At 70.8% G+C, this 23,347-nt stretch carries 26 protein-coding genes; 18 read left to right on the top strand and 8 right to left on the bottom strand.

The window, feature by feature from the left end; translation table 11 throughout:
- Nucleotides 1-14: 14 nt before the first annotated feature.
- Nucleotides 15-179, bottom strand: coding sequence for a hypothetical protein (locus AB0J71_RS16290; RefSeq protein WP_352324241.1), 165 nt, complete (start codon nucleotides 177-179; stop codon nucleotides 15-17).
- A gap of 223 nt (nucleotides 180-402) precedes the next feature.
- Between AB0J71_RS16290 and AB0J71_RS16285 the strand changes: the two genes are divergently transcribed.
- From AB0J71_RS16285 to AB0J71_RS16270, 4 genes are all read left to right on the top strand, one after another.
- Nucleotides 403-1,056, top strand: a complete 654-nt coding sequence (locus AB0J71_RS16285; RefSeq protein WP_357697932.1) for a response regulator transcription factor — start codon at nucleotides 403-405, stop codon at nucleotides 1,054-1,056.
- Between the two features lie 188 nt (nucleotides 1,057-1,244).
- A complete protein-coding gene (locus AB0J71_RS16280) occupies nucleotides 1,245-2,363 on the top strand; it encodes a HAMP domain-containing sensor histidine kinase (RefSeq protein ID WP_352324239.1) in 1,119 nt (372 codons plus the stop codon).
- Nucleotides 2,364-2,703: 340 nt separating this feature from the next.
- Nucleotides 2,704-3,003: a DUF4193 domain-containing protein gene (locus AB0J71_RS16275; protein WP_352324238.1), complete on the top strand. Its 300-nt coding sequence runs from the start codon at nucleotides 2,704-2,706 to the stop codon at nucleotides 3,001-3,003.
- 93 nt (nucleotides 3,004-3,096) lie between these two features.
- Entirely contained in the window at nucleotides 3,097-3,906 is an 810-nt protein-coding gene (locus AB0J71_RS16270; protein ID WP_364389911.1) for a hypothetical protein, read from the top strand.
- A gap of 16 nt (nucleotides 3,907-3,922) precedes the next feature.
- Here AB0J71_RS16270 and paaK read toward each other — a convergent pair whose 3' ends face one another.
- A complete protein-coding gene (paaK, locus tag AB0J71_RS16265; RefSeq protein ID WP_352324035.1) occupies nucleotides 3,923-5,221 on the bottom strand; it encodes a phenylacetate--CoA ligase PaaK in 1,299 nt (432 codons plus the stop codon).
- Entirely contained in the window at nucleotides 5,218-5,586 is a 369-nt protein-coding gene (gene paaI, locus AB0J71_RS16260; protein WP_364414869.1) for a hydroxyphenylacetyl-CoA thioesterase PaaI, read from the bottom strand. The genes paaK and paaI overlap by 4 nt, the downstream gene beginning before the upstream one ends.
- A 174-nt stretch (nucleotides 5,587-5,760) precedes the next feature.
- Here paaI and AB0J71_RS16255 point away from each other — a divergent pair, with 174 nt between their 5' ends.
- From AB0J71_RS16255 to AB0J71_RS16245, 3 genes are read left to right on the top strand one after another with little or no spacing between them, the layout of a single operon-like run.
- Nucleotides 5,761-6,708 carry an MBL fold metallo-hydrolase gene (locus AB0J71_RS16255; RefSeq protein ID WP_364414713.1) on the top strand — a complete coding sequence of 316 codons (948 nt, stop codon included), beginning with the start codon at nucleotides 5,761-5,763 and terminating at the stop codon, nucleotides 6,706-6,708.
- The gene (locus AB0J71_RS16250; RefSeq protein ID WP_352324037.1) at nucleotides 6,705-8,279 is read left to right on the top strand and encodes an FAD-dependent monooxygenase; all 1,575 of its coding nucleotides are present in this window, start codon (nucleotides 6,705-6,707) and stop codon (nucleotides 8,277-8,279) included. Before AB0J71_RS16255 ends, AB0J71_RS16250 begins: the two co-directional genes overlap by 4 nt.
- Nucleotides 8,266-9,699, top strand: coding sequence for a trehalose-6-phosphate synthase (locus AB0J71_RS16245; RefSeq protein ID WP_352324038.1), 1,434 nt, complete (start codon nucleotides 8,266-8,268; stop codon nucleotides 9,697-9,699). Before AB0J71_RS16250 ends, AB0J71_RS16245 begins: the two co-directional genes overlap by 14 nt.
- Here the strand turns inward: AB0J71_RS16245 and AB0J71_RS16240 are convergent.
- Entirely contained in the window at nucleotides 9,632-9,916 is a 285-nt protein-coding gene (locus AB0J71_RS16240; RefSeq protein ID WP_352324039.1) for a DUF4235 domain-containing protein, read from the bottom strand. The two genes, AB0J71_RS16245 and AB0J71_RS16240, sit on opposite strands and share 68 nt — an antisense overlap.
- Nucleotides 9,917-10,023: 107 nt before the next feature.
- Between AB0J71_RS16240 and valS the strand changes: the two genes are divergently transcribed.
- From valS to AB0J71_RS16190, 10 genes are all read left to right on the top strand, one after another.
- Nucleotides 10,024-12,501, top strand: coding sequence for a valine--tRNA ligase (gene valS / locus AB0J71_RS16235; RefSeq protein WP_364414711.1), 2,478 nt, complete (start codon nucleotides 10,024-10,026; stop codon nucleotides 12,499-12,501).
- A gap of 110 nt (nucleotides 12,502-12,611) precedes the next feature.
- Nucleotides 12,612-13,775 carry an AI-2E family transporter gene (locus tag AB0J71_RS16230; protein ID WP_364414709.1) on the top strand — a complete coding sequence of 388 codons (1,164 nt, stop codon included), beginning with the start codon at nucleotides 12,612-12,614 and terminating at the stop codon, nucleotides 13,773-13,775.
- 75 nt (nucleotides 13,776-13,850) lie between these two features.
- Nucleotides 13,851-14,405 (top strand): PaaI family thioesterase, encoded by a 555-nt coding sequence (locus tag AB0J71_RS16225; RefSeq protein ID WP_352324042.1) that lies wholly within the window; start codon nucleotides 13,851-13,853, stop codon nucleotides 14,403-14,405.
- Nucleotides 14,402-14,842, top strand: a complete 441-nt coding sequence (gene dut / locus AB0J71_RS16220) for a dUTP diphosphatase (RefSeq protein ID WP_352324043.1) — start codon at nucleotides 14,402-14,404, stop codon at nucleotides 14,840-14,842. Before AB0J71_RS16225 ends, dut begins: the two co-directional genes overlap by 4 nt.
- Before the next feature lie 60 nt (nucleotides 14,843-14,902).
- Entirely contained in the window at nucleotides 14,903-15,541 is a 639-nt protein-coding gene (locus AB0J71_RS16215) for a DUF3710 domain-containing protein (RefSeq protein ID WP_364414707.1), read from the top strand.
- Nucleotides 15,542-15,643: 102 nt separating this feature from the next.
- Nucleotides 15,644-16,030 (top strand): OB-fold nucleic acid binding domain-containing protein, encoded by a 387-nt coding sequence (locus AB0J71_RS16210; protein ID WP_352324045.1) that lies wholly within the window; start codon nucleotides 15,644-15,646, stop codon nucleotides 16,028-16,030.
- 4 nt (nucleotides 16,031-16,034) lie between these two features.
- Nucleotides 16,035-16,706: a DUF3159 domain-containing protein gene (locus tag AB0J71_RS16205; RefSeq protein ID WP_352324046.1), complete on the top strand. Its 672-nt coding sequence runs from the start codon at nucleotides 16,035-16,037 to the stop codon at nucleotides 16,704-16,706.
- Nucleotides 16,707-16,730: 24 nt separating this feature from the next.
- Nucleotides 16,731-16,922: a hypothetical protein gene (locus AB0J71_RS16200; RefSeq protein WP_352324047.1), complete on the top strand. Its 192-nt coding sequence runs from the start codon at nucleotides 16,731-16,733 to the stop codon at nucleotides 16,920-16,922.
- Complete coding sequence (locus tag AB0J71_RS16195; RefSeq protein WP_352324048.1) at nucleotides 16,919-17,266, top strand: Uma2 family endonuclease; 348 nt, start codon at nucleotides 16,919-16,921, stop codon at nucleotides 17,264-17,266. The genes AB0J71_RS16200 and AB0J71_RS16195 overlap by 4 nt, the downstream gene beginning before the upstream one ends.
- 67 nt (nucleotides 17,267-17,333) lie before the next feature.
- Nucleotides 17,334-17,816: an NUDIX domain-containing protein gene (locus tag AB0J71_RS16190; protein ID WP_352324049.1), complete on the top strand. Its 483-nt coding sequence runs from the start codon at nucleotides 17,334-17,336 to the stop codon at nucleotides 17,814-17,816.
- Here the strand turns inward: AB0J71_RS16190 and AB0J71_RS16185 are convergent.
- From AB0J71_RS16185 to AB0J71_RS16175, 3 genes are read right to left on the bottom strand one after another with little or no spacing between them, the layout of a single operon-like run.
- Nucleotides 17,782-18,189, bottom strand: a complete 408-nt coding sequence (locus AB0J71_RS16185) for a TIGR03668 family PPOX class F420-dependent oxidoreductase (protein WP_364414705.1) — start codon at nucleotides 18,187-18,189, stop codon at nucleotides 17,782-17,784. The genes AB0J71_RS16190 and AB0J71_RS16185 overlap by 35 nt on opposite strands.
- An 8-nt stretch (nucleotides 18,190-18,197) precedes the next feature.
- Complete coding sequence (locus AB0J71_RS16180; RefSeq protein WP_352324051.1) at nucleotides 18,198-18,857, bottom strand: TrkA family potassium uptake protein; 660 nt, start codon at nucleotides 18,855-18,857, stop codon at nucleotides 18,198-18,200.
- Nucleotides 18,857-19,522, bottom strand: coding sequence for a TrkA family potassium uptake protein (locus tag AB0J71_RS16175; protein ID WP_352324052.1), 666 nt, complete (start codon nucleotides 19,520-19,522; stop codon nucleotides 18,857-18,859). Before AB0J71_RS16175 ends, AB0J71_RS16180 begins: the two co-directional genes overlap by 1 nt.
- Nucleotides 19,523-19,623: 101 nt before the next feature.
- On the opposite strand from AB0J71_RS16175, the gene AB0J71_RS16170 reads away from it, so the two are divergent.
- Complete coding sequence (locus tag AB0J71_RS16170) at nucleotides 19,624-21,669, top strand: APC family permease (protein ID WP_352324053.1); 2,046 nt, start codon at nucleotides 19,624-19,626, stop codon at nucleotides 21,667-21,669.
- On the opposite strand, the gene AB0J71_RS16165 is transcribed toward AB0J71_RS16170, so the two are convergent.
- Nucleotides 21,656-23,293: an alpha/beta-hydrolase family protein gene (locus AB0J71_RS16165; RefSeq protein ID WP_352324054.1), complete on the bottom strand. Its 1,638-nt coding sequence runs from the start codon at nucleotides 23,291-23,293 to the stop codon at nucleotides 21,656-21,658. The two genes, AB0J71_RS16170 and AB0J71_RS16165, sit on opposite strands and share 14 nt — an antisense overlap.
- Nucleotides 23,294-23,347 lie beyond the last annotated feature (54 nt).

Below are 23,347 nucleotides of genomic sequence, written 5' to 3'. Positions count from 1 at the left end.
TCGCACGCGTATGTCTAGCGCGGCAGCGGGACGCCGTGATCGTCGGCCAGGCGGCGCAGGTCCTCGATCTCGGCGGTGAGGGTGTCGGCGAGGTAGTCGTCGCCGGTGCTGCGGGCCTCGGAGAGGCTCTTGTAAGCCTGGTCGAGGCGGCGTTCGATCGTGGTGGTGAACTCGCCCATCTCACCTACTCTCTCAGGGGTTCGATCCGTGCGGGGCGAAGGGAACCATTGCCAGTGGATGTCCGGGCAATGGGTGTCCCGACGGCATACCCCGGGTTATCGCCCTCTGAAACATGAATTTGTGCGGCCCCTGCCCGGCACACCCCTGGACATGCCTTACCGTGCGCTTATCGAGCCTGTAGGCAGAATGAGACACCGGAACCGGAAAGAGGGTGTACCAGGCGTGCGAGTGCTGGTTGTCGAGGATGAGCGGGTGCTCGCCGACGCGATCGCGACCGGGCTGCGGCGTGAGGCCATGGCCGTCGACGTCGCCTACGACGGCGGCGGCGCCCTTGAGCGCACCTCCTACATCGACTACGACGTGATCGTGCTCGACCGCGACCTGCCGGTCGTGCACGGCGACGAGGTGTGCCGCCGGCTGGTCGAGCAGCGCTCGGCCTCGCGGATCCTCATGCTGACCGCCTCCGGCGACGTGGACGACAAGGTGGAGGGCCTCGGCCTCGGGGCCGACGACTACCTGGCCAAGCCGTTCGTGTTCATCGAGCTGGTGGCCCGGGTGCGCGCGCTCGGCCGGCGTTCGGCGCCCGCCCTGCCGCCCGTGCTGGAGCGGGCCGGGATCCGCCTCGACCCGGGCAAGCGGCTGGTCGAGCGCGAGGGCAAGGAGATCGTGCTCACCAAGAAGGAGTTCGCGGTCCTGGAGGAGCTGATGCGCGCCGAGGGCGCGGTGGTCAGCCAGGAGGACCTGCTGGACAAGGCGTGGGACGAGAACATCGACCCGTTCACGAACGTCGTCCGGGTGACCATGATGACGCTGCGGAAGAAGCTGGGCGAGCCTCAGGTGATCGAGACCGTGCCCGGGGTTGGGTACAAGTTGTGAGTGAACGGCCAGAGCGCGGGGCGGGGCCGACGCATCCGATGATCAGCCCCCATACGGCCAGGAAGGCGACGCGCGTGCAGGAGGCGCCACCGCCGACCGGCCCGCCGGCCTGGGACGGCCCGCCCCCGCCCGAGTCCGAGACACCCGCCCGCAGCACCCTGGAACGGGTCAGGGGGCTGCCGGCCAAGGTGAGCATCCGGTGGCGGCTCACGCTCACCTACAGCGCTCTGGTGTTCGCCGCCGCGGCGGTGCTGCTGTTCGTCGTCTACTCGATCGTCGGCAAATCGATCGAGGACGCCTGGCCCGACCTGATCACCGACGACCTCGACCCGCTCGACGCCGCCATCATGCAGAACCGGTGGACCCTGGCCAAGGGGCGGGCCGTCAGCAGCGCGCGCGACGCGCTGTTCACCAGCTCCTTCATGGCGCTGGCCGGGGTCGGCATCCTCGCGCTCATCATCGGCTACTTCGTGGCCGACCGGGCGCTGCGGCCGGTCACCCAGATGACCAGCGCGGCCCGCAAGCTGTCGGAGAGCACGCTGGCCCACCAGCGCATCGCCCTGCGCGGCCCCAACGACGAGCTGAAGGAGCTGGCCGACACCTTCGACGCCATGCTCACCCGGCTCAACATCGCCTTCGACACCCAGCGCAGATTCGTGGCCAACGCCTCCCACGAATTGCGCACGCCGTTGACGATTAACCGGACCGTCCTGGAGATCGCGTTGTCGGATCCGGAGGCGTCCGAGGACCTCAAAGCGCTCGGCCGCACGCTGCTGGAAGTCAACGCGCGTAACGAGAAGCTCATCGAGGGACTGCTGTTGCTCGCCAGGAGCGAACGAGAACTCGCGGTGCGCAAACCGCTCGACGTTCAGGAAGTCGCGCAGACGGCCGTGGAACAGCTCGCGCCCTTCGCCGCCGAACACGGCGTGACCGTTGTGGCCGAACTGGTCAGCGCGCCTACCGTGGGCGACCCGGTGCTTCTGGAGCGGTCGGTCAGCAACCTGCTGGAGAACGCCGTGAAGTACAACCTTCCCGAAAACGGAAAAGTCTGGATCCGGACGGGAATGGCGGACGGGGGGCTGGTTGTTCAGGTGGCCAACACGGGGCAGCACGTCCCGGCGTACGAGGTGAACAGCCTGTTCGAGCCGTTCAGGAGGCTCCACGCCGACCGCGTGGAATCGGCCAAGGGATCGGGTCTGGGGTTGTCCATCGTCCGTGCGGTGGTGCAGGCACACGGCGGAAACGTGACCGCGGTGCCGCGTGACGGCGGAGGACTTGTGGTGACGATTCGGCTTCCGACACGTTGAACGAGCGTCCTTGAGTGGGCCATGGGGCGTCGGCGGGTGACGTTCCGGGGTGTTCGTCCGCGTGTTGATGTAGTGGGGGCGTCTCGTTCTCGCCGTACATGTGGTTGGATGTGCCGTCGAACACGGTCGTGCATGACGCCAAGGCTGTGGGTTTCGCCATATTTGGCTAACCATTGCCGTCGGCAGCAGGCCCTGTCGTGTTGGGAGGTTCGTTGTCCGTTCGCGCGGGGTACCGATGGAAAATCTCCCCGACGGAACGGGCACAAGATGGGCCTCCCGGACGTTAGAAGACGCGCGATGAGCGCGAAGACATATAGATGAGGGGGATGGAGTAAGCACAATGGCTACCGACTACGACAGCCCGCGAAAGACAGACGACGACCTGGGGGAGGACAGCCTCCAAGAACTCCAGGCACGGCGTACCGACAAGTCGTCCGGCAGCATCGACATCGACGAGACCGACCTCGCCGAGTCGCTGGAGCTGCCCGGCGCGGATCTGTCGAACGAAGAGCTCTCCCTGCGGGTCATTCCCCGTCAGGCCGACGAGTTCACCTGCTCGCGCTGCTTCCTGGTGCACCACCGCAGCCAGCTGGCCTCCGAGAAGAACGGCCAGCAGATCTGCCGGGAGTGCGCCGCCTGACCGCTGGAGCGAAGGAGCTCAGGGTGCGGGACCCAAGGCACGACCGAGCCCGCTGACCCTGAGCGGTCGCGACCAAGAGGACGGAGGCATCGCGTGGCCGAACCCGAGAAGGACAAGCAACAGGCGGACGACGGGATCGCCGACCCCGACAAGGAGGTCGGCGAGCTCGTTGTGCGGCTCACCGAGCCCGGTGAGCTGGAGCCGGCCGAGCGGCGCAGGCTGCTCGGCCGACTAGCCAGGTCCCTGGCCGCAGGGGCGAAGAAGGCCCGCGAGAGCGGCGCCGGCCGCGGCCGCTGGCTGGCCGACGTCTTCCTCAACATCGCGCCCCGCATCCCCATCCGCGACCTGTCGACGCTGTCGGAGCATCATCACGGCCTCACCGGCGAGGAGCTCGCCGACGACCTGGTGCGCACCGCCCAGAAGGCCACGATGACGGTCGGCGCCATCGGCGGAGCACTGGCGGCGGCCCAGTTCGCCGCACCACCCCTCCTGCTCTCCGCGCCCGCGCAGCTCGTCGCGGAGACCATCGTCGTCGCCGCGATCGAGGTCAAGCTCCTGGCCGAGCTGCACGAGGTCTACGGCGTGCGCGTCCAGGGCAACGGCACGCAGCGTGCCTTCGCCTTCGCCTCCGCCTGGGCCAGGCAGCGCGGGATCGACCCCCTCGCCCCCGCGTCCGTCTCGCTCGCGCTCGGCGCGGCGTCCAAGGCCGCTCTTCGCAACCGTCTCATGCGCACGCTCGGGCGCCATCTGACCACGTTCGGCCCGTTCCTCACCGGAGCCGTCGCGGGCGGCGCGCTCAACCGCGGCGCGACCGGCAAGCTCGGCAAGGCCATCCGCGCCGACCTGCGCCTCAAGGGCCCGTCGTTGCCGCCGCCCGACCCCCGTGACGAGCTGACGCCGTAGCCGGACGGCCGTGCGGTCAGACGTCCCGGCTGTCCACCACGCGCTTGAGCTTGCCCACCGAGCGCTCCAGCGTCTCGGGGTCCACCACCTCGACCTCGACGCTCACGCCGACGCCCGCCTTGACCGCGTGCCGCAGCGCCCGCCCGGCCTCCTCGCGGCCGGTCGCGCCCGGCCGCGCCTCGACCCTGACGGTGAGCACGTCGAGCCGGTCCGGCCGGGTCAGGTGCAGCTGGAAGTGCGGCGACAGGCCGGGCACACGCAGCACGAGCTCCTCGATCTGGGTCGGGAACACGTTCACGCCGCGCAGGATGATCATGTCGTCGGTGCGGCCGGTGACCTTCTCCATGCGGCGGAAGGCGGGCCTGGCCGTGCCGGGCAGCAGCCGGGTCAGGTCGCGGGTGCGGTAACGGATGACCGGCATGGCCTCCTTGGTGAGGCTGGTGAACACCAGCTCGCCGCCGTCCGGGGCGGGCTCGCCGGTGAACGGGTCGACGGTCTCGGGATAGAAGTGGTCCTCCCAGACGTGCAGGCCGTCCTTGGTCTCGACGCACTCGTTGGCCACGCCGGGGCCCATGACCTCCGACAGGCCGTAGATGTCGACGGCGTGCAGGTCGAAGCGCTCCTCGATCTCGGCGCGCATGCGCTCGGTCCAGGGCTCGGCGCCGAAGATGCCGATCTCCAGCGAGCTCTCGCGTGGGTCGAGGCCCTGGGCGGCGAACTCGTCGAGCAGCGCCAGCAGGTACGACGGCGTGACCATGATGACCCTGGGCCGCAGGTCGGTGATGAGCTGGACCTGCCGGGCCGTCATGCCGCCGGAGACCGGCACCACCGTGCAGCCCAGCCGCTCGGCCCCGTAGTGGGCGCCGAGACCGCCGGTGAACAGCCCGTAGCCGTACGCCACGTGCACCACGTCGCCCGGCCGCCCGCCCGACGCCCGGATCGACCGGGCCATCACCTGCGCCCAGACGTCGAGGTCGGCCTTGGTGTACCCGACGACCGTGGGCTTGCCCGTGGTGCCCGAGGAGGCGTGGACGCGCGCCACCCGCTCGCGCGGCACGGCGAACATGCCGAACGGGTACGACTCGCGCAGGTCATCCTTGGTGGTGAACGGGAAGAGCGCGAGGTCGTCCAGGCTGCGGCAGTCGCCGGGACGCACGCCGTGCTCGTCGAACTTGCGCCGGTAGAGCGGCACGTTGTCGTAGGCGTGGGACAACGTCCAGCGCAGGCGCTGCAGTTGCAGGGCCATGAGCTCGTCCCTGGAGACGCGCTCGACCGGGTCGAGCTCCTCGGGGGACGGCGGCGGGAAGGGCCTCATCTCAGCTCCCTGCTGCGCCCGCGGAACTCCGCGACCACCCGGCCGCCGGTCCCGCGCACGGTGATGTCGTAGATGCCGCTGCGGCCGTACGTGGTGCGCTCGGCCGCCTCGGCCACCAGCACGTCGCCCTCGTGCGCGGGGGCGACGAAGGTGATCTCGGCCCCGGCCGCCACGGTCACCGGGCCCCGCGTGTTGCACGCGCAGGCGAAGGCGGTGTCGGCCAGGAGGAAGACGTAGCCGCCGTGGCAGATGGCGTGTCCGTTGATCATCTGGCCGGTCACGGTCATCCGGCACACCGCGCGCCCCTCGGCCAGCTCCACCAGCTCGATGCCCAGGGCGGCGGAGGCGGTGTCGGCGTCCAGCATGCGACGCGCGCTCTCCAACTGGTCTCCCTTGCTTACTGACCGATTGTTCGGTAAACACTTCCCCGTCCTGCCGAGCACTGTCAAGGGAGGGCCGGCGCAGCGGAGCTGCAAGGGCCGTCTGTGGGGTATGTCCTGGTTCATCAGCGGGTCGGCCTCAGCGCGTGAGGAGAGACGATGATCAAGCCGTTCGCCTCGTCGGCGGATCTCGGTGAGAAGCGGCAGTCCCTTGAGGTGCTGGCGGAAGGCGTCTACGCGCTCACCGCCGAGGGCGACCCCAACGTGGGCGCGATCGAGGGCGAGGACTTCCTGGTCTGCTTCGAGGCCCTGGCCACGCCCACGGCCGCCGGCGAATGGCTGGCCAGGCTGCGCGAGCACACCCGCAAACCGGTCAGGTACCTCGTGCTCTCGCACTACCACGCGGTCCGCGTGCTGGGCGCCTCGGCGTTCGGCGCGGACGTCGTCGTGGCCCACGACAAGACCCGCGAGCTGATCGCCGAGCGCGGCGAGCAGGACTGGGCCAGCGAGTACGCCCGGATGCCCCGCCTGTTCAAGGACCCCGGCTCGATCCCCGGCCTGACCTGGCCCACCGCCACCTTCAGCGACACCTTCACCATCGACCTCGGCGGCGACAGGGGCGACCTGGTGCTGGCCCACTGCGGACGCGGCCACACCGAGGGCGACCTGGTGGCCTGGCTGCCCGACCGGCGCATCCTGTTCGCCGGCGACCTGGTCGAGTCGCAGGCCGCGCTCTACACCGGCGACGCCTTCCACCGCGAATGGGCCTCCGGCACGCTCGACCGCGTCGCCTCGTTCGGGGCCGAGACGCTGGTCGGCGGCAGGGGAGCGGTGGCCCGCGGCAAGGCCGAGGTCGAGGCGGCGATCGCCCAGAGCCGCGACTTCCTGACCGTGATGCTGCGCGAGGTCGGCGCGGCGAGCGGGCTGAAGGAGGCGTTCGAGCGCACCCATCGGGCCCTGAAGCCACGCTACGGCGGCTGGCCCATCTTCGAGCACTGCCTGCCCTTCAACGTCTCCCGCCTCTGGGACGAGCTCCACGGCGTCGAACGGCCACGCGTCTGGACCGCCGAGCGCGACCGCGAAGTGTGGGACGAGCTCCAGTCATGAGACCCGCGGAGTCCGGGCCGCAGGTCATCGTCGTCGGCGCGGGACCGGTCGGCCAGACCGCCGCGTTGCTGCTGGCCCGCTGGGGCATCCGGGTGCTGGTGCTGGACCGGCGGCAGGCCCGCGACGGCGGCGGCTCGAAGTCGATCTGCCAGCAGCGCGACGTGCTGGACATCTGGGCCGCGGCGGGCGCGGGCCGGGTGGCGGAGGAGGGGCTGGCCTGGACCACCGCCCGCACGTACTACCGCGACCGCGAGCTGTTCTCCTGGTCCTTCGACGGCCAGGGCCCGCTGCCGCCGTGCGTGAACATCTCCCAGGCCCGCACCGAGCAGCTGCTCGACGAGGTCATCGCCGACCAGCCGCTCATCGAGGTGCGCTGGGGCCACGAGGTCACCGGGCTGGTCCAGGACCCGGCGGGGGTGGAGGTCCAGTGCGGGCAGCGGCTGCTGCGCGCGCCCTACGTGCTGGTCTGCGCGGGTGCGCGGGCCCAGCAGGTACGCCGGTCGCTCGGCGTCTCCTTCGACGGCGAGGCGTTCGACGACCAGTTCCTGATCTGCGACATCCGGGCGGAGCTGCCGGGCTGGGAGAACGAGCGGCGCTTCTACTTCGACCCCGTGTGGAACCCGGGCCGGCAGGTCCTCATCCATCCCTGCCCCAACGGGACGTACCGGATCGACTGGCAGATCGCGCCGGACTTCATCCCAACGAAGGCCGATATTTCGCAGAAAATCCAGCAAATCATTGGGGACCGGCCGTATGAGCTGATCTGGCACAGCACGTACCGGTTCCACTCGCGCATCGCCTCGCGGATGCGGGTCGGACGGGTGCTGCTGGCCGGCGACTGCGCCCATCTGGTGGCGCCCTTCGGGGCCCGGGGCCTCAACTCCGGCGTGCCCGACGCCGAGAACGCGGCCTGGAAGCTGGCCTTCGCGCTCAACGGCTGGGCCGGGCCCGAGCTGCTGGAGTCCTACCACGCCGAGCGGCACGCGGCGGCGCGGGAGAACCTGGAGGTGACCGCCGCCACCATGCGCTTCCTCGCGCCCAGGACGGACCGGGACCGGGCCAGGCGGCGGGAGGTGCTGGAGGGCGGCCTGGTCGCCGAGGTGGACTCCGGGCGCTTCGCCGAGCCCTACTGGTACGTGGACTCGCCGCTCACCACGCCCGAGCCGGGCCGCCCGTTCGGGGGGCGTCCGCCGAAGGGCGCGCTGTGCGATCCGGCCCCCGGGGTGATCCTGCCGGACGTGCCGCTGGCGAAGGGCAGACTGCGCGAGTTCTGCCGGGACGGTTTCCTCATTCTGTTGGGTGATATGTGCGATTCGAGTTTGTTTGTGCAGGTCCTGGGCAAGGTCATTACGGCACCGCTCGCCGTCCGCGAGCTCACGGAGATGGATGCGACCGGCTCGCTCGCCGAAAGACTCGGTGCGCGGCCGGATGAAGCATGGGTGATCAGGCCAGATGCCCACATCGCCGCGATCATTCCCCGCGGGGGGCCGGACGAGGTCGCGGCCGCCGTGAGCCGCGCCTGCGGCTCTCCTCGACCTGAGCCCCTAGGAGGACTGCGTGACCGGCCGTAGCTCGTTTCTGATCGTCGCGAACCGCTTGCCGGTCGATCGCACGATCGAGCCAGACGGAACGGCCTCGTGGCGCAGGAGCCCGGGGGGGCTTGTGACGGCCATCGCGCCCGTGATGAAGCGCCGCCATGGCGCCTGGGCCGGTTGGCACGGGGCGCCGGACGAGAAGCTCGAACCGTTCGAGCAGGACGGCATGAGCCTCATCCCCATCCCGCTGTCGGCCCGCGAGGTCGAGCTCTACTACGAGGGTTTCTCCAACGCCACGCTCTGGCCGCTCTACCACGACGTGGTGGCGCCGCCGGTGTTCGAGCGGGAGATGTGGGAGACCTACCGCTCGGTCAACGAACGCTTCGCCGCGGCCGCCGCCGAGGCCGCCGAGGAGGGGGCCGTCGTCTGGGTGCAGGACTACCAGCTCCAGCTCGTGCCCGCGATGCTCCGGCGGCTCCGGCCCGACCTGCGGATCGGCTTCTTCCTGCACATCCCCTTCCCGCCCGTCGAGCTGTTCTGGCGGCTGCCCTGGCGCAAGGAGCTGGTCGAAGGGCTGCTCGGCGCCGACCTGGTGGGCTTCCAGCTGCCCGGGGGCGCCTCGAACTTCCGCAGGCTGTGCCGGCGGCTGCTCGGGCTGCCGTACAAGGGGAACGAGATCTTCCTCGACGACCGGGTGGTGACCACGCAGGCCTTCCCGATCTCGGTGGACTTCGGGCAGCTCGACTCGCTGGTGCGCGAGCCGCACGTCGTGGCGCGGGCCAAGGAGATCAGGGGCGAGCTGGGCGACCCCGAGCACGTGCTGCTCGGCGTGGACCGGCTCGACTACACCAAGGGCATCGGCCAGCGTCTGGAGGCGTTCGGCGAGCTGCTCAAGGACGGCAGCCTGCGCCCGAACGAGGCGGTCTTCGTGCAGATCGCCACCCCGAGCCGCGAGCGCGTGGACGAGTACCGCAAGCTGCGCGACGACATCGAGCTGCAGGTGGGCCGGATCAACGGCGAGCACGCCCAGATCGGGGTGCAGCCGATCCAGTACTTCCACCAGTCCTACGGCCACGACGAGCTGGCCGCGCTCTACCTGGCGGCCGACGTCATGGTCGTCACGCCCCTGCGCGACGGGATGAACCTGGTGGCCAAGGAGTACGTCTCCTGCCACCACGACCTGCAGGGCGCGCTGGTGCTCAGCGAGTTCACCGGCGCGGCCGACGAGCTGCGGCAGGCGTACCTGGTGAACCCCTACGACATCGAGGACGTCAAGCGGCAGATGATCGCCGCCATGCGGGCCACGCCGCACGAGCTGGCCCGGCGGATGCGCACGATGCGCCGCCGGGTGGCCACCTACGACGTGGACCGCTGGGCGAGCGAGTTCCTCAGTGCCCTTGAGTCACCTGCTTCACAGACTTCCACGCGTCGTAGCGCTTCTTGGCGGTCCGGTTGACCACGATCTGCGCCACGGACATCCCGACGCCGGTGAGGATCGCGTAACCGATCGCCTCACCCATGCTGACCTCGGGCGAGTCGTCGTCGAGGGGCGGCTCCTTGCCGGTCGCCTTGACCCAGACGAACCCGAGGAGCTTCCGCATCCCCCAGGCGGTCGCCATGCCCACCAGACCACCGATGACACGCCAGGCGATGTCGGGTTTGTCCTCCGCCATGCCAACTCCCTTCCCCTATGTAACGAACACTAGTCTCTAACGCTTGCGGGGCCCCCGAAGCCGTACCATAAGGAGGCATGACTCAACAGCGACTACGCCATGCATCCATGCCGGAAAAGCCAACCCTCGACGGCTTGGAGCAGGTATGGGTAGCTCGCTGGCAGGAGGAGGGCACCTACCGCTTCGACCGGTCCAAGCCGCGCGAGCAGGTCTACTCCATCGACACGCCGCCACCGACCGTGTCCGGCTCCCTCCACGTCGGTCATGTCTTCTCCTACACCCACAGCGACATCATGGCCCGCTACCAGCGGATGATCGGCAAGTCGGTGTTCTACCCCATCGGCTGGGACGACAACGGCCTGCCTACCGAACGGCGGGTGCAGAACGTCTACGGGGTGCGCTGCGATCCGTCGCTGCCGTACGATCCTGACTTCGTTCCACCGGACAAGCCGGGCAAACGTGAGATCTCCATTTCGCGGCGCAACTTCGTCGAGCTGTGTCACCAGCTCACCGCCATCGACGAGAAGGCGTTCGAGGAGGTCTGGCGCCGGGTCGGCCTGTCGGTCGACTGGGACCTGCTCTACACCACGATCAGCGACGAGTCGCAGGCCGTCTCCCAGCGGGCGTTCCTGCGCAACCTGCGCCGCGGCGAGGCCTACCTCGCCGAGGCGCCCACGCTGTGGGACGTCACCTACCGCACCGCGGTGGCCCAGGCCGAGCTGGAGGACCGCGAGTGGCCCGGCGCCTTCCACCGCATCTCCTTCTACGGCGAGCGCGGCCCGATCTGGATCGAGACGACCAGGCCCGAGCTGATCCCGGCCTGCGTCGCGCTGGTCGCCCACCCCGACGACGAGCGCTACAAGCCGCTGTTCGGCACGTCCGCGCTCACGCCGCTGTTCGGCGTCGAGGTGCCGATCCTGGCCCACCACCTGGCCGAGCCCGACAAGGGGTCCGGCATCGCGATGATCTGCACGTTCGGCGACGTCACCGACGTCACCTGGTGGCGTGAGCTGCACCTGCCCACCCGGCCGGTCATCGGCTGGGACGGCCGGCTGCTGCCCGAGCCGCCCGACGGCGTGGAGCCGGAGCCGTACAAGGAGCTGGCCGGCAAGACCGTCCACAGCGCGCGCGAGCGCATCGTCGAGCTGCTGCGCGAGTCCGGCGACCTCGACGGCGACCCGCGTCCGGTGCGGCGGCCGGTGAAGTTCTACGAGCGCGGCGACAAGCCGCTGGAGATCGTCACCACCCGCCAGTGGTACATCCGCAACGGCGGGCGCGAGCAGGCGCTGCGCGACCGGCTGCTGGAGCGCGGCAGCGAGCTGGCCTGGCACCCGCCGCACATGCGGGTGCGCTACGACAACTGGGTCGAGGGCCTGACCAGCGACTGGCTGATCTCCCGCCAGCGCTTCTTCGGCGTGCCGTTCCCGGTGTGGTATCCGCTGGACGAGGCCGGCAACCCGGTCCACGACGCGCCGATCCTGCCGGCCGAGGAGTCGCTGCCGATCGACCCGTCCTCCGACGTGCCGCCCGGATACAGCGAGGAGCAGCGGGGGGTGCCCGGCGGGTTCATGGCCGACCCCGACGTCATGGACACCTGGGCGACCTCGTCCCTGACGCCGCAGATCGCCGGCCGCTGGGCGAGCGACGACGACCTCTACCGGCGCGTGTCCCCCTACGACCTGCGGCCGCAGGCGCACGAGATCATCCGCACCTGGCTGTTCTCCACGGTGGTCCGCTCCCACCTGGAGTCCGACGCGCTGCCGTGGACCGACGTGGCGATCTCCGGCTGGATCCTCGACCCCGACCGCAAGAAGATGTCCAAGTCCAAGGGCAACGTGGTCACCCCGCTCGACCTGCTGGAGCAGCACGGCTCCGACGCCGTCCGCTACTGGGCCGCCAACGGCCGCTACGGCGTGGACACCACGTTCGACGTGGGCCAGCTCAAGATCGGGCGGCGGCTGGCGATCAAGATCCTCAACGCCTCGAAGTTCGTGCTCGGGCTGGCCGGCAGCGACGGCGAGGTCACCGAGCCGGTCGACCTGTCGATGCTCGCCGCCCTGTCCGACGTGGCCCGCGAGGCCACGCAGGCGTTCGAGTCCTACGACCACACCCGCGCGCTGGAGGCCGTCGAGCGGTTCTTCTGGTCCTTCTGCGACGACTACCTGGAGCTGGTCAAGGCGCGGGCGTACGAGTCGGGGCCGGGCGCCGCCTCGGCGCACGCGGCGCTGCGGCAGGCCCTCGACGTGCTGCTGCGGCTGTTCGCGCCGGTGCTGCCGTTCGTGACCGAGGAAGTGTGGTCCTGGTGGCGTGAGGGCTCGGTGCACCGCGCCGCCTGGCCGGCTCCCGAGCGCGGCCCGGGCGACCCGGCGGTGCTGACCGTGGCCTCGGAGGTGCTGCGGCGGGTGCGCAAGGCCAAGTCGGAGGCCAAGGTGTCGATGCGGGCCGAGGTGTCCAGGCTGACCGTCACGGGGCCCGAGGCCGACCTCGTCCGCCAGGCCCAGGACGACCTGTGCGCGGCGGGAGTCGTCGAGGAGTTCGTCCTCGACGGCGGCGACGTGCTGACCGTCGAGGTGCACCTGGGCTGAGACACGACCGTCCGGCACGGGCGGTGGGGGACGCCTCCCTCACCGCCCGTCCGGCATCCCGGCGTTTTATCGGTGCGCATCCCGGGCCCGGACGTGCCAGTCTTGAACACGTGCAGATCGACCGCCCCACCACACTCGTACCGCCCGTGCTGGCCAAGATGGCCGCATGGTGCGGGTGCCTGATCCTCGTCGGCGTGGTCGTCTACTTCTTCGTCCTGGCGATCGCCCGGCTCACCTTCGTGGCGCTGCCCGTGGCCATCGCGCTGCTGCTGACCGCGCTGCTGTTCCCGCTGACCAAGAGCCTGCGGCGGGCGGGCCTGCGGCCCATCTACGCCACCTGGCTGACCATGCTGGTCGCGCTGGCCGTCCTGGCCGGCACCGGCTGGCTGGTCGGGGCGCGGGCCAGCGAGGAGTTCCCCAACCTGGTCACGCAGGTGCAGGCCACCGCGCGTTCGGTCCAGGAGTGGCTGATCACCGGCCCGCTGCACCTGAAGCAGGCCCAGATCACCGGCTACGTCGACGAGCTCGCCACGATGGTCAACACCCAGCGCACCGCCATCACCGGCACGGTGTTGTCGGCCAGCGCCGTCGCGATCGAGGTGCTCGCGTCCATCGTGCTGCTGCTGTTCGTGACGTTCTTCCTGCTCAAGGACGGCGACCGCATCTGGTCGTGGTTCCTGCGCGCCTTCGGCTCGATGTCGCCGCGGGTCGACCGGGCGGGCCGGGCGGCCTGGACCACGCTCTCCCACTACGTCCAGGGCACCGTGGCCGTGGCCGCCGTGCACGGGCTCATCATGGGCATCGTGCTGGCCGGCATGGGGGTGCCGCTGTGGGCGCCGCTGGCGGTGCTGATCTTCTTCGCCAGCTTCATCCCCATCGTCGGCATCTTCTTCGCCGGCACCGTCGCCACCCTCGTCACCCTCGGCGCCAAGGGCCTGGTCTACGCGCTGATCTTCCTCGGCATCCTCATCGTCGAGCAGCAGCTGGAGAACCACGTGCTCCAGCCGCTGATCGTGGGCAGGGCGCTCAACTTCCACCCGCTGGCGATCATCCTGGTGCTGTCGGTCGGCGGCATCCTGGCGGGCATCGCGGGAGCGGCCGTGGCCGTGCCGGTCGCGGCGGTGATCTACCGGGCACTGCCGGAGCTGCGCCACAAACCGCCCGCCCTGCCGCCACCGCCCCACCACGGGCCACCGGCGGAGGAACCGCCGGCGGGAGGCGCCCCTCCCGCCGGTGAGCCGCCGTCCGGGGGCGCGGTCGCCGCGACGGGGTGACGTGGGGCGGCCCCGGTGGTTCCGATCCGGTGTCGAGGGCGAGTCCAGGGGCCGCAGCGAGTAACCTCGTCACCCGTGACGCGTTCCTCCCTCACCACCCCGCCGCCGGACGCCTCGGCGCCCGCGGCCCATCCCGGCGCCCCGGCGCCGGGCAGTTCCCTCGGCTCCCACTACAGCCGCTGCTTCGGCTGCGGCGGCGACCACCCGACCGGCCTGCACCTGAAGGCCGCCACGCCCGACGGCGTCACGGTCGAGGCCGAGTTCACCGTGGGGGAGGCCCACCAGGGCGCGCCGATGCTCGCCCACGGCGGCGTGCTGGCCGCCGCGATGGACGAGGTCATCGGGATGTCGGTCTACCTGTTCCACAAGCCCTACGTGACGGCCCGGCTGGAGACCGACTACCTTCTCCCCGTTCCCGTGGGCACGACACTCCACCTGCGCGCCTGGTGCAACGGGATCACGGGCAGGAAGGCGTACCTTGAGGCTGAGGGGCGCGTGGGCGCTCCCGACGGACCGGTCGCCGTCCGCGCGGCGGCGCTGTTCATCGAGGTGAGCATGGAACACTTCGCTGAGCACGGCGACCTTGCGGCCATCGCCGCCGAACACCAGGACTTCGAGGTGAACCCGTGAGCGACGTGGAGGTCCTCATCCAGCGGCTCGACACCGGGCTGCCGGTGCCGTCCTACGCCCACCCGGGCGACGCCGGCGCCGACCTCTACGCGGCCGAGGACGTCGAGCTGCTGCCCGGCGAGCGGGCCGTGGTCGGCACCGGCGTGGCGATCGCGCTGCCCGACGGCTACGCCGCGTTCGTGCACCCGCGCTCCGGCCTGGCGGCCCGCCACGGCGTCACGCTCGTCAACGCCCCCGGCACCGTCGACGCGGGCTACCGGGGTGAGATCAAGGTGACGCTGATCAACACCGACGCCAAGGAGCCGTTCCGCCTCCAGCGCGGCGACCGGGTGGCCCAGCTCGTGGTCCAGCGGGTCGAACGCGCGGCCTTCTACGAGGTCGAACGCCTGCCCGGCTCGGTGCGCGGCGCCAACGGATTCGGATCGACGGGCCGCTGAAGCGGCCGGCCCGAAGCAAGCCTGGGGCTCCGGCCCCGCGAACAGGGAGAGTGAGGAAGCGTGTTCCGACGTCGTCGTCGTGAGCAGCCGGAAACGGTGGCCGAGCAGGAGTCCCAGGCCCCCACCCGCGAGTCCGGCCCGTGGGACGCCGACGAGCCCCACCCCGACACGGACAGGATCGACCTCGGCGGCCTGCGGCTGCCGCACAACCCCGACTTCGACGTGCGCCTGGCCTCGCTCGGCGACCAGCACGTCGGTGTCGTCGTCCTGTACGAGGACAGCTCGCTGCAGCTGCAGGCCCTGGCCGCGCCGCGCTCGGGCGGCCTGTGGGACGACGTCAGGACCAAGATCGTCGCCCAGGTCAAGACCCTGCAGGAGCGGGAGGGCCCGTTCGGCGTCGAGCTGGCCGGCGAGGTCGCCATGGAAGGCGGCAGCCGGGCGGCCCGCTACATCGGCATCGACGGGCCGCGCTGGTTCCTCCTGGCCGCCATCACCGGCCCCGGCGCCCTCGACGAGCGCGTCTCCGGGGCGTTCCTCGACTTCGTCAAGGACGTCGTGGTCGTGCGCGGCGACGAGCCGATGGCCCGCGAGGAGCCCATCACGCTGAGCCGTCCGCATGAGCGGCAGGCCGTCGAGCAGGACGAACGCCCGGCGTTCAGCCCCTTCAAGCGCGGCCCGGAAATCAGCGAGACCCGCTGAGCGTTACATCTCCGGGCCCCCGCCCGGCCCAGCCCGGCGACATTCCCAAGACCCCCCATCGGCTATTCGCTGACGGCTTACCATCACATAGGCTGAACCATCATGAGTACGGCAGAGCCTCCGAAACGCGGGGGATTGCGCGGCTTCTTCAGCCGGCTGGCCACGACCCAGTCGGAGATCGAGGCCCAGGAACTGCGGGAAGACGCCGACGAGGTCGGCGCGACGCCCATCGTCTCGTGTGGCGGGCGCCGCAGGTTCTGTGTAGCGGGTACGCTACGTACGGTGACATTGCGCCCGAGGGGCGGCGCCCCCGCCCTGGAGGCCGAGCTGTACGACGGGTCCGACGTGATCGACCTGGTGTGGCTCGGCCGCCGCAAGATCGTCGGCATCGAGCCGGGCCGCACGGTCAAGGCCGAGGGCCTGGTCAGCATGCAGGACGGGCGCAAGGTGATGTTCAATCCGCGATACGAACTGCGCCCAGGGAGTTGATCAGGTGAGTGCTGAGGCGGAAGAGGCCGCGCACGAGACCGTCGAGGCGGCGGTGCGAGCCCAGCTCGCCAAGGCCTTCGGCGGCGTCCGCGGCATCATCGAGGCCGCGGTGCCGACGATCGCCTTCACGGTCTCGTGGATCGTCACCGAAGACCTGAAGACGTCGCTCATCGTCAGCATCTCGCTCTCGGTGGTGCTCCTGCTGGTCAGGGTGGTCCAGCGGTCCACGCCGCAGTTCGTGATCAACAGCCTGATCGGCATCGCGATCGGCGCCTTCTTCGCCAGCCGCACCGGCAACGCGAAAGACTACTTCCTGCCCGGCATCCTGTGGAACGGCGCGTACTCGGTGGGCATGTTGCTGTCGATCGTCACCCGCTGGCCGGTCGTCGGGTTCCTCATCGGCTCGGTCACCAACGACCCGGTGGGCTGGCACAAAGACGCGGGCGTCGTCCGGCTCTGCACGCGGCTGACCTGGCTGCTCATGGTGCCGTGCGTGGTGCGGGTGGCCGTGCAGGGCCCGGTCTACCTGTTCGGCGGCGGCGACGAGGCGGTGGCCGCGCTCGGCTTCGCCAAGATCGTGATGGGCTGGCCCCTGCAGGTGGCGGCCCTGGCCGCGATGTTGTGGCTGCTCGGCCGCGGCCGCACCCCCATCAAGCCCCCGGTCGCCCCGGCCTGACCCGTGCCGGAGGACGGGCGGGTCGTGCCGCCGCCTGGGGGTCTCGTCGCGGAAGACCTCGATCGTCTGCCTGACCTGCCCGCGCGTACGGAGCTGATCGACGGAAGGCTGGTCCTCGCGGGCCCTCAGTCGTCCTTCCGCTCGACCGTGGTCGATCTGCTCGTCGAGGGCCTCCGGCGGGCCGTCCCCTCGGAGTTCCGGGTGCGGCGGGGATGAGCGTCATCCTGGACGCCCGCCAGCGCCCGCAGCCGGACGTCAGCGTGGTCAGAGCGGCCGCGGTGCGCGACGACGGCGGCGAGACCTTCTACCGCGCCCAGGATCTGCTGCTGGTCGCCGAGGTCGTCCCGGCGGAGTCCGGGGAGCGTAAGGCGGCTCTTTATGCCGCGGCCGGGATTCCGCACTTCTGGCGGGTCGAGGACGACGGCGAGCCCGTCGTCCACGTCCACGAGCGTGACCCCGCCACCCGCGCCTACGCGCTCACCGGCATCCACCACGACAGGCTCAAGCTGACCGTCCCCTTCGACCTCGACGTCGACCTGAGCCGGATCCACCGCCTCTGACCCTCGGCCCGCCATGATGCCCGGACGCGGGGAGTGAGAGGTTCGTGGGCGTGGGAGTCTGGGGGGGATGAAGGGGAATGCGGTGGGCTGGGTGGTCGCGCGGGTGTGGAAGGCGCTGGGCGGGCGGGTCCGCTGGCGGGTGTTGTGGCTGACCCATGCCACCTTCATGGTCGGCGTCACCGGCCTCGTACGCGACCCCGACGGCCGGGTGCTCGTGCTGCGTCACCGTCTGTGGCAGGAAGGGCGGCAGTGGGGCTTCCCCACCGGGTTCGCCAGGCGGGACGAGACCTTCGAGGGCACCGTCGAGCGCGAGGTGTTCGAGGAGACCGGCCTGCGCGTGCGCACCGGCCGGCTGCTGCGCGTGCGCAGCGGGTTCGGGCTGCGGGCCGAGGTGGCCTACGAGGCCCGGCTCGTCGGCGGCACGCTCAGGATCGACCCGCTGGAGATCCTCGAAGCCCGCTGGGTCACCGCCGACGACCTGCCCGAGGGCCTGCAGGGCGCCCACCGCGACCTGCTCATCCCGAGTACGCCCACCCCGACCACCGACTGACCGCGACCACGATCACCGGCCCTTCGGGCGGCCGCCGGCGGTACTGGTCGTACTTGTCGGCCAGCGCCCGCAGGGCGGCGTCGTGGGCGCCCTCGCAAACGGTCGCCGTGCCGTCGGCGCGCGCCCACCACAGCCTGGCCCAGTCGTCCTCGTAGTGGTCGGCGAGCAGGCTGACTCGCGGGTTCGCCCGGATGTCGCGCAGCCGCGCCAGCTCGTACGTGCTCTTCGGCTTGTGGTCGACGGCGGTGACCACGTCGTCGCCCAGGACGGCGAAGGTGACGGGCACCACGCGCGGCACCCCGGCCGCGTCGGCCGTCGCCAGGCGGGCGACGCGGGCGCCCTCGAACAGCGACCGGGCGCGGCCGGCGTCCATGACCGGGCTCAGCGCTGCGAGAGCAGGTGGGCCAGCTCCTCCTCGACCTCCTGGCTGGCCACGAACAGCAGCTCGTCGCCCGCCTCCAGGGGGTCGTCGGCGGTGGGCACCAGCACCCGGCCCTCGCGCAGGATCGCCACCAGCGCGGAGTCGACCGGCCACGGCACCGAGCCGGCGCGCTGGCCCACCACCGGGGCGTCCTCGGCCAGCGTCAGCTCGACGAGGTTGGCCTGGCCCTGGCGGAACGTCATCAGCCGCACCAGGTCGCCGACGCTGACCGCCTCCTCCACCAGCGCGCTCAGCAGCCGCGGCGTCGAGACGGCGACGTCGACGCCCCACGACTCGTTGAACAGCCACTCGTTGTTGGGGTGGTTGATGCGGGCCACCACGCGCGGCACGCCGTACTCGGTCTTTGCCAGCAGCGACACCACGAGGTTGACCTTGTCGTCGCCGGAGGAGGCCACCACGACGTGGCAGTTGCCGAGCCCGGCCTCGTCGAGCGAGGCGATCTCGCACGCGTCGGCGAGCAGCCACTCGGCGCGCGGCACGCTGTCGATCTTGATCGCGCGCGGGTCGACGTCGATGAGCAGCACCTCGTGGCCGTTCTCCAGCAGCTCGGAGGCGATGGAACGGCCCACGGCGCCCGCGCCGGCGATGGCGATGCGCATCAGTCGTCCTGTTCCGGCGCCGCGGCGAGCACCTTGTTGATCCGGTCCATGTCGTTCTCGGCCGCGATGACGTGGAGCAGGTCGCCCTCCTGCACCACGGTCTCGTCCGTGATGGTCAGGGCCTCGCCCATCCGGTTGATGAAGGCCACCCGGGCGCCGGCCCGGCTCTCCAGGTCGACGACGCGGGTGGCGATCCAGGCCTGGTTGGCGGCCACCTCGGCCAGCACGACCGTGCCCGTGGGGTCGCGCCACAGCGGCTCGGCGCCCTCGGGGAGGATGCGGCGCAGGATCTGGTCGGCCGTCCAGCGGACGGTGGCCACCGTGGGGATGCCCAGACGCTGGTAGACCTCGGCCCGCCGGGGGTCGTAGATGCGGGCGACGACGTTGTCGACGCCGAACGTCTCGCGGGCCACGCGCGCGGAGATGATGTTGGAGTTGTCGCCGCTGGAGACGGCGACGTAGGCGGCCGCCGACTCGATGCCGGCCTCGGTGAGCACGTCGCGATCGAAGCCGACGCCGGTCACCCGCCGCCCCCGGAACCCCGCGCGCAGGCGGCGGAACGCCTGCGGGTCACGGTCGATGATGGCGACGGAATGGCCGCTGTCCTCGAGGATGTGGGCGAGGGTCGAACCGACCCTGCCGCATCCCATGATCACAATATGCATACTCCCCCGCACTTCGCGGTCGGCCGGTTGCTCGACACCAGTATGGCCCGATGGGGGAGCGCCGCGTTTAGGGCATCGGCATGCGGCTAGCATCTCGTTACGTGGCGAAGGTAACGGATCTTGTCAAACGCGTGCTCGTGGGACGTGCCCTGCGAAGCGGGCAGCTCCACGAGCAACTCCTGCCCAAACGCATCGCCCTGCCGGTCTTCGCCAGTGACGCGCTGTCCTCGGTGGCCTACGCCCCGCAGGAGATTTTGGTCATCCTGTCGCTGGCCGGCGTCTCGTTCTATTCCTACAGCCCGTGGATCGCCGTCGCCGTCGTGGTGGTGATGCTCACAGTCGTGGCGTCGTATCGGCAGAACGTGCACGCCTATCCGAGCGGCGGCGGCGACTACGAGGTGGCCACCACCAACCTGGGCAAGAACGCGGGGCTCACCGTCGCCAGCGCCCTCATGGTCGACTACGTGCTGACCGTCGCCGTGTCGGTGGCCAACGGCGTCGACTACGTCGGCGCGACCATCCCGTTCGTGGCCGAGCACCGGCCCGCGATCGCCATCATCATCGTGATCCTGCTCACGGTGGTCAACCTGCGCGGCATCCGCGAGTCCGGCGCGGCCTTCGCCGTCCCCACGTACGCCTTCATGTTCGCGGTGATCGGCCTGGTCGCCTGGGGCGGCATCCGGCTGCTGGTGTTCGGCGACGAGCTGCACGCGCCCAGCGCCGGGTTCACCATCCGGCCCGAGCAGACGAACCTGGCCTCCTTCGCCGCCGCCTTCCTGATCCTGCGCGCCTTCTCCTCCGGCTGCGCCGCGCTGACCGGCGTCGAGGCCATCAGCAACGGCGTGCCCGCCTTCCGCAAGCCCAAGAGCAAGAACGCCGCCACGACCCTGCTCATGATGGGCCTGATCGCCATCACCATGTTCGGCGGCATCATCGCGCTGGGGCTGGCCTCCGGCGTGCGGGTGGCCGAGCCGAGCGTCGTCGCCCACGACCTGCTCAGGCCCGACGGCACCCCGGTCGGCGAGGGCTACTACCAGCAGCCGATCATCTCGCAGGTGGCCGACGCGGTGTTCGGCGGCGGCTCGCTGCCGTTCGTGGTGATCTCCGCGGTGACCGCGCTCATCCTGTTCCTGGCCGCGAACACCGCCTTCAACGGCTTCCCCGTGCTCGGCTCGATCCTCGCACAGGACCGTTACCTGCCGCGCCAGCTCCACACCCGCGGCGACCGGCTGGCCTTCTCCAACGGCATCATCATCCTGGCCCTCGGCGCCTGCCTGCTGCTGTGGGGCTTCCAGGCCGACGTCAGCCGCCTGCTCAACCTCTACATCGTCGGCGTGTTCGTCTCCTTCACGCTCAGCCAGACCGGCATGGTCATCCACTGGACCCGTCACCTGAGGACGGAGACCGACCGCCAGGTCCGCCACCAGATGCACCGCTCGCGCGTGATCAACTTCTTCGGCGCCATCATGACCGGCCTGGTGCTGATCGTCGTGCTGCTGACGAAGTTCCTGGTCGGGGCGTGGATCGTGGTCATCGCGATGCCGGTGCTGTTCCTCATGATGAAGGGCATCCGCCGCCACTACGACAAGGTCGCGGCCGAGCTGGAGATCACCGACGAGTACGAGCCCGCCATGCTGCCGGCCCGCAACCACGCGATCGTGCTGGTCTCCAAGATCCACAAGCCGACCATGCGGGCGCTCGCCTACGCCCGCGCCACCCGCCCGTCCTCCCTGGAGGCGATCACGGTCGGCGTCGAGGGCGAGGAGGCGCGCCAGCTGCAGGAGGAGTGGGAGCGGCGCGGCATCCCGGTGCCGCTCAAGATGCTCGACTCGCCCTACCGCGAGATCACCCAGCCCATCCTCGACTACGTCAAGAGCCTGCGCCGCCGCTCGCCGCGGGACGTGGTCACCGTCTTCATCCCCGAGTACGTCGTCGGCCACTGGTGGGAGCACCTGCTGCACAACCAGAGCGCGCTGCGGCTGAAGGCCAGGCTGCTGTTCAAGCCGGGCGTCATGGTGACCAGCGTGCCCTGGCAGCTCCACTCCTCCGACCGGCTCAAGGGCCGGCCCGAGCCGTACGCGCCGGGCGCGGTGCGCCGTCCCTGGCACCAGACCGTCAAGGACGAGGGGCAGATCAAGGCGCGCTGACCAGCGCCCGCAGCCGCCAGGTGTCGGACGCCGTCCAGCCCCGCGGCGCGGCGACGGCGGCCCACCCGTCCACGATGTTGGCGCCGTAGCGGTGGCCGTGGCCGGGCGGCACGGACATCGCCGCCGTCATGTCCACCAGCACCTGCCAGAACGTCACCAGCGGGAACCAGTTCATCTGCGGGTTCACCCCGGGCCCCCGAGGGCCCTCCAGCCAGGCCGGCCGGTGGTATATCAGCGTGGGCGACCACCACACGACCGGGTCGGTGGCGTTCTGCAGGTAGACCACGCGCGGCGGCTGCCACGGGCTCCGCGGACGCCACAGGTCGGCCGGGTGCTGGGCGAAGCGGGCCGTCCTGCCGCCCTGGTAGACCGGCCGCCAGACGGGGGTGCCGGGGTCCCGGTGGGTGGTGAGGTGGTTCCAGATGTGGTTGGCGTTGGGCGGGCCGACGAACAGCGCGCCGTCGGTCCGGGCGACCAGGTCGGTCAGGTCGCGGAAGGAGTTCTCCAGCTCGTAGGAGCCCAGGCTCTCGCCGGCGACCAGCAGCCGGGGCCGGTGGCCGGGCGGGAGCCGGTCCCACCTGGCGCGCACCGCCTCGAACAGGGCCCGCCCGGCGGCCGCCGCCTTGTGCCGGTCGGCCAGGAACGACACCCAGCTCGGCAGGTAGGAGTACTGCACCGCGACCATGGCGGTGTCGCCGTTGTACATGAACTCCAGCGAGTCGGCGATGTGCTGGTCGACCCAGCCGGTGCCGGTGGTGCCGAGCACCGCGAGCACCGGACGGCCGAAGCCGCCCGTCCGTTCCAGCTCCCGTACGGCCACCGCGGCCTGCTGCCGGGGCGAGGAGGTGGCGCCGAGTCCGACGTACACGCGGATGGGCTCGGTCGCCGGGCGGCCGGAGAAGGCGGTCAGCTCGGAGACCGTGGAGGCGGTGCCGGTGAAGCGGCGGCCCTCGCGGCCCAGGGAGTCCCAGGCCACCAGCGACCCCGGCCCGCCGGACACCTTGGCCGAGCCCGGCCTGCGCACGCCCGGATGGGTGCCCTCGTTGGTGACCGAGGAGATGTCGCTCATCGTGTTGAGGAACCCCGAGAACAACACGTCGTCGGCGAACACCGCGACCACGGAGGCGACGATCAGCACGCCGGCGATGTGGCCCACGTAGGCGGGGACGTACCGGTCGAGCCAGTCGATCAGCCTGCGCCCGGCCAGCCGGACGAGCCGGGCCAGCAGCAGGCACAGCGCGAAGAGCGTGACCGCCACCGCCAGGATCACCGGCGGGAACCAGTTGATCCGGACGTCCATGCCCATGAGCGCCCGCACGTCCCGCTGCCAGTCGATGCTGTACCAGAGCGCCACGACGGTCAGCCCCGAGCAGCCGCCGATCATGATCTGCCAGGCGGCCCGCCGCCCCCGCTCCGGCAGCCGGTACGGGATCGCCGCCCGCCCCAGCGCACCCGCCGTGGCCCCCACGCCGTAGCCGAGGATGCCGGTGACCGCGCCCATCACGCCCTGGAACAGCCACGTGCGCGGCAGCAGCGAGGGCGTCAGCGAGGCGCAGGCGAACAGCACGGCCAGCAGCGTGCCCCCGAATCCGAGCCGCCGGCGCACCACCCGACTTCTGTCCATCGTCACCCACAGTAATGACTCAAGTCCGGCAAGTGGGCATGCGGGGCACGAGGC

Source organism: Nonomuraea sp. NPDC049637, assembly GCF_040675235.1.
In the GTDB taxonomy this organism is placed as follows: Bacteria; Actinomycetota; Actinomycetes; order Streptosporangiales; family Streptosporangiaceae; genus Nonomuraea.
This window is presented reverse-complemented; position numbering and strand designations above follow the sequence as displayed.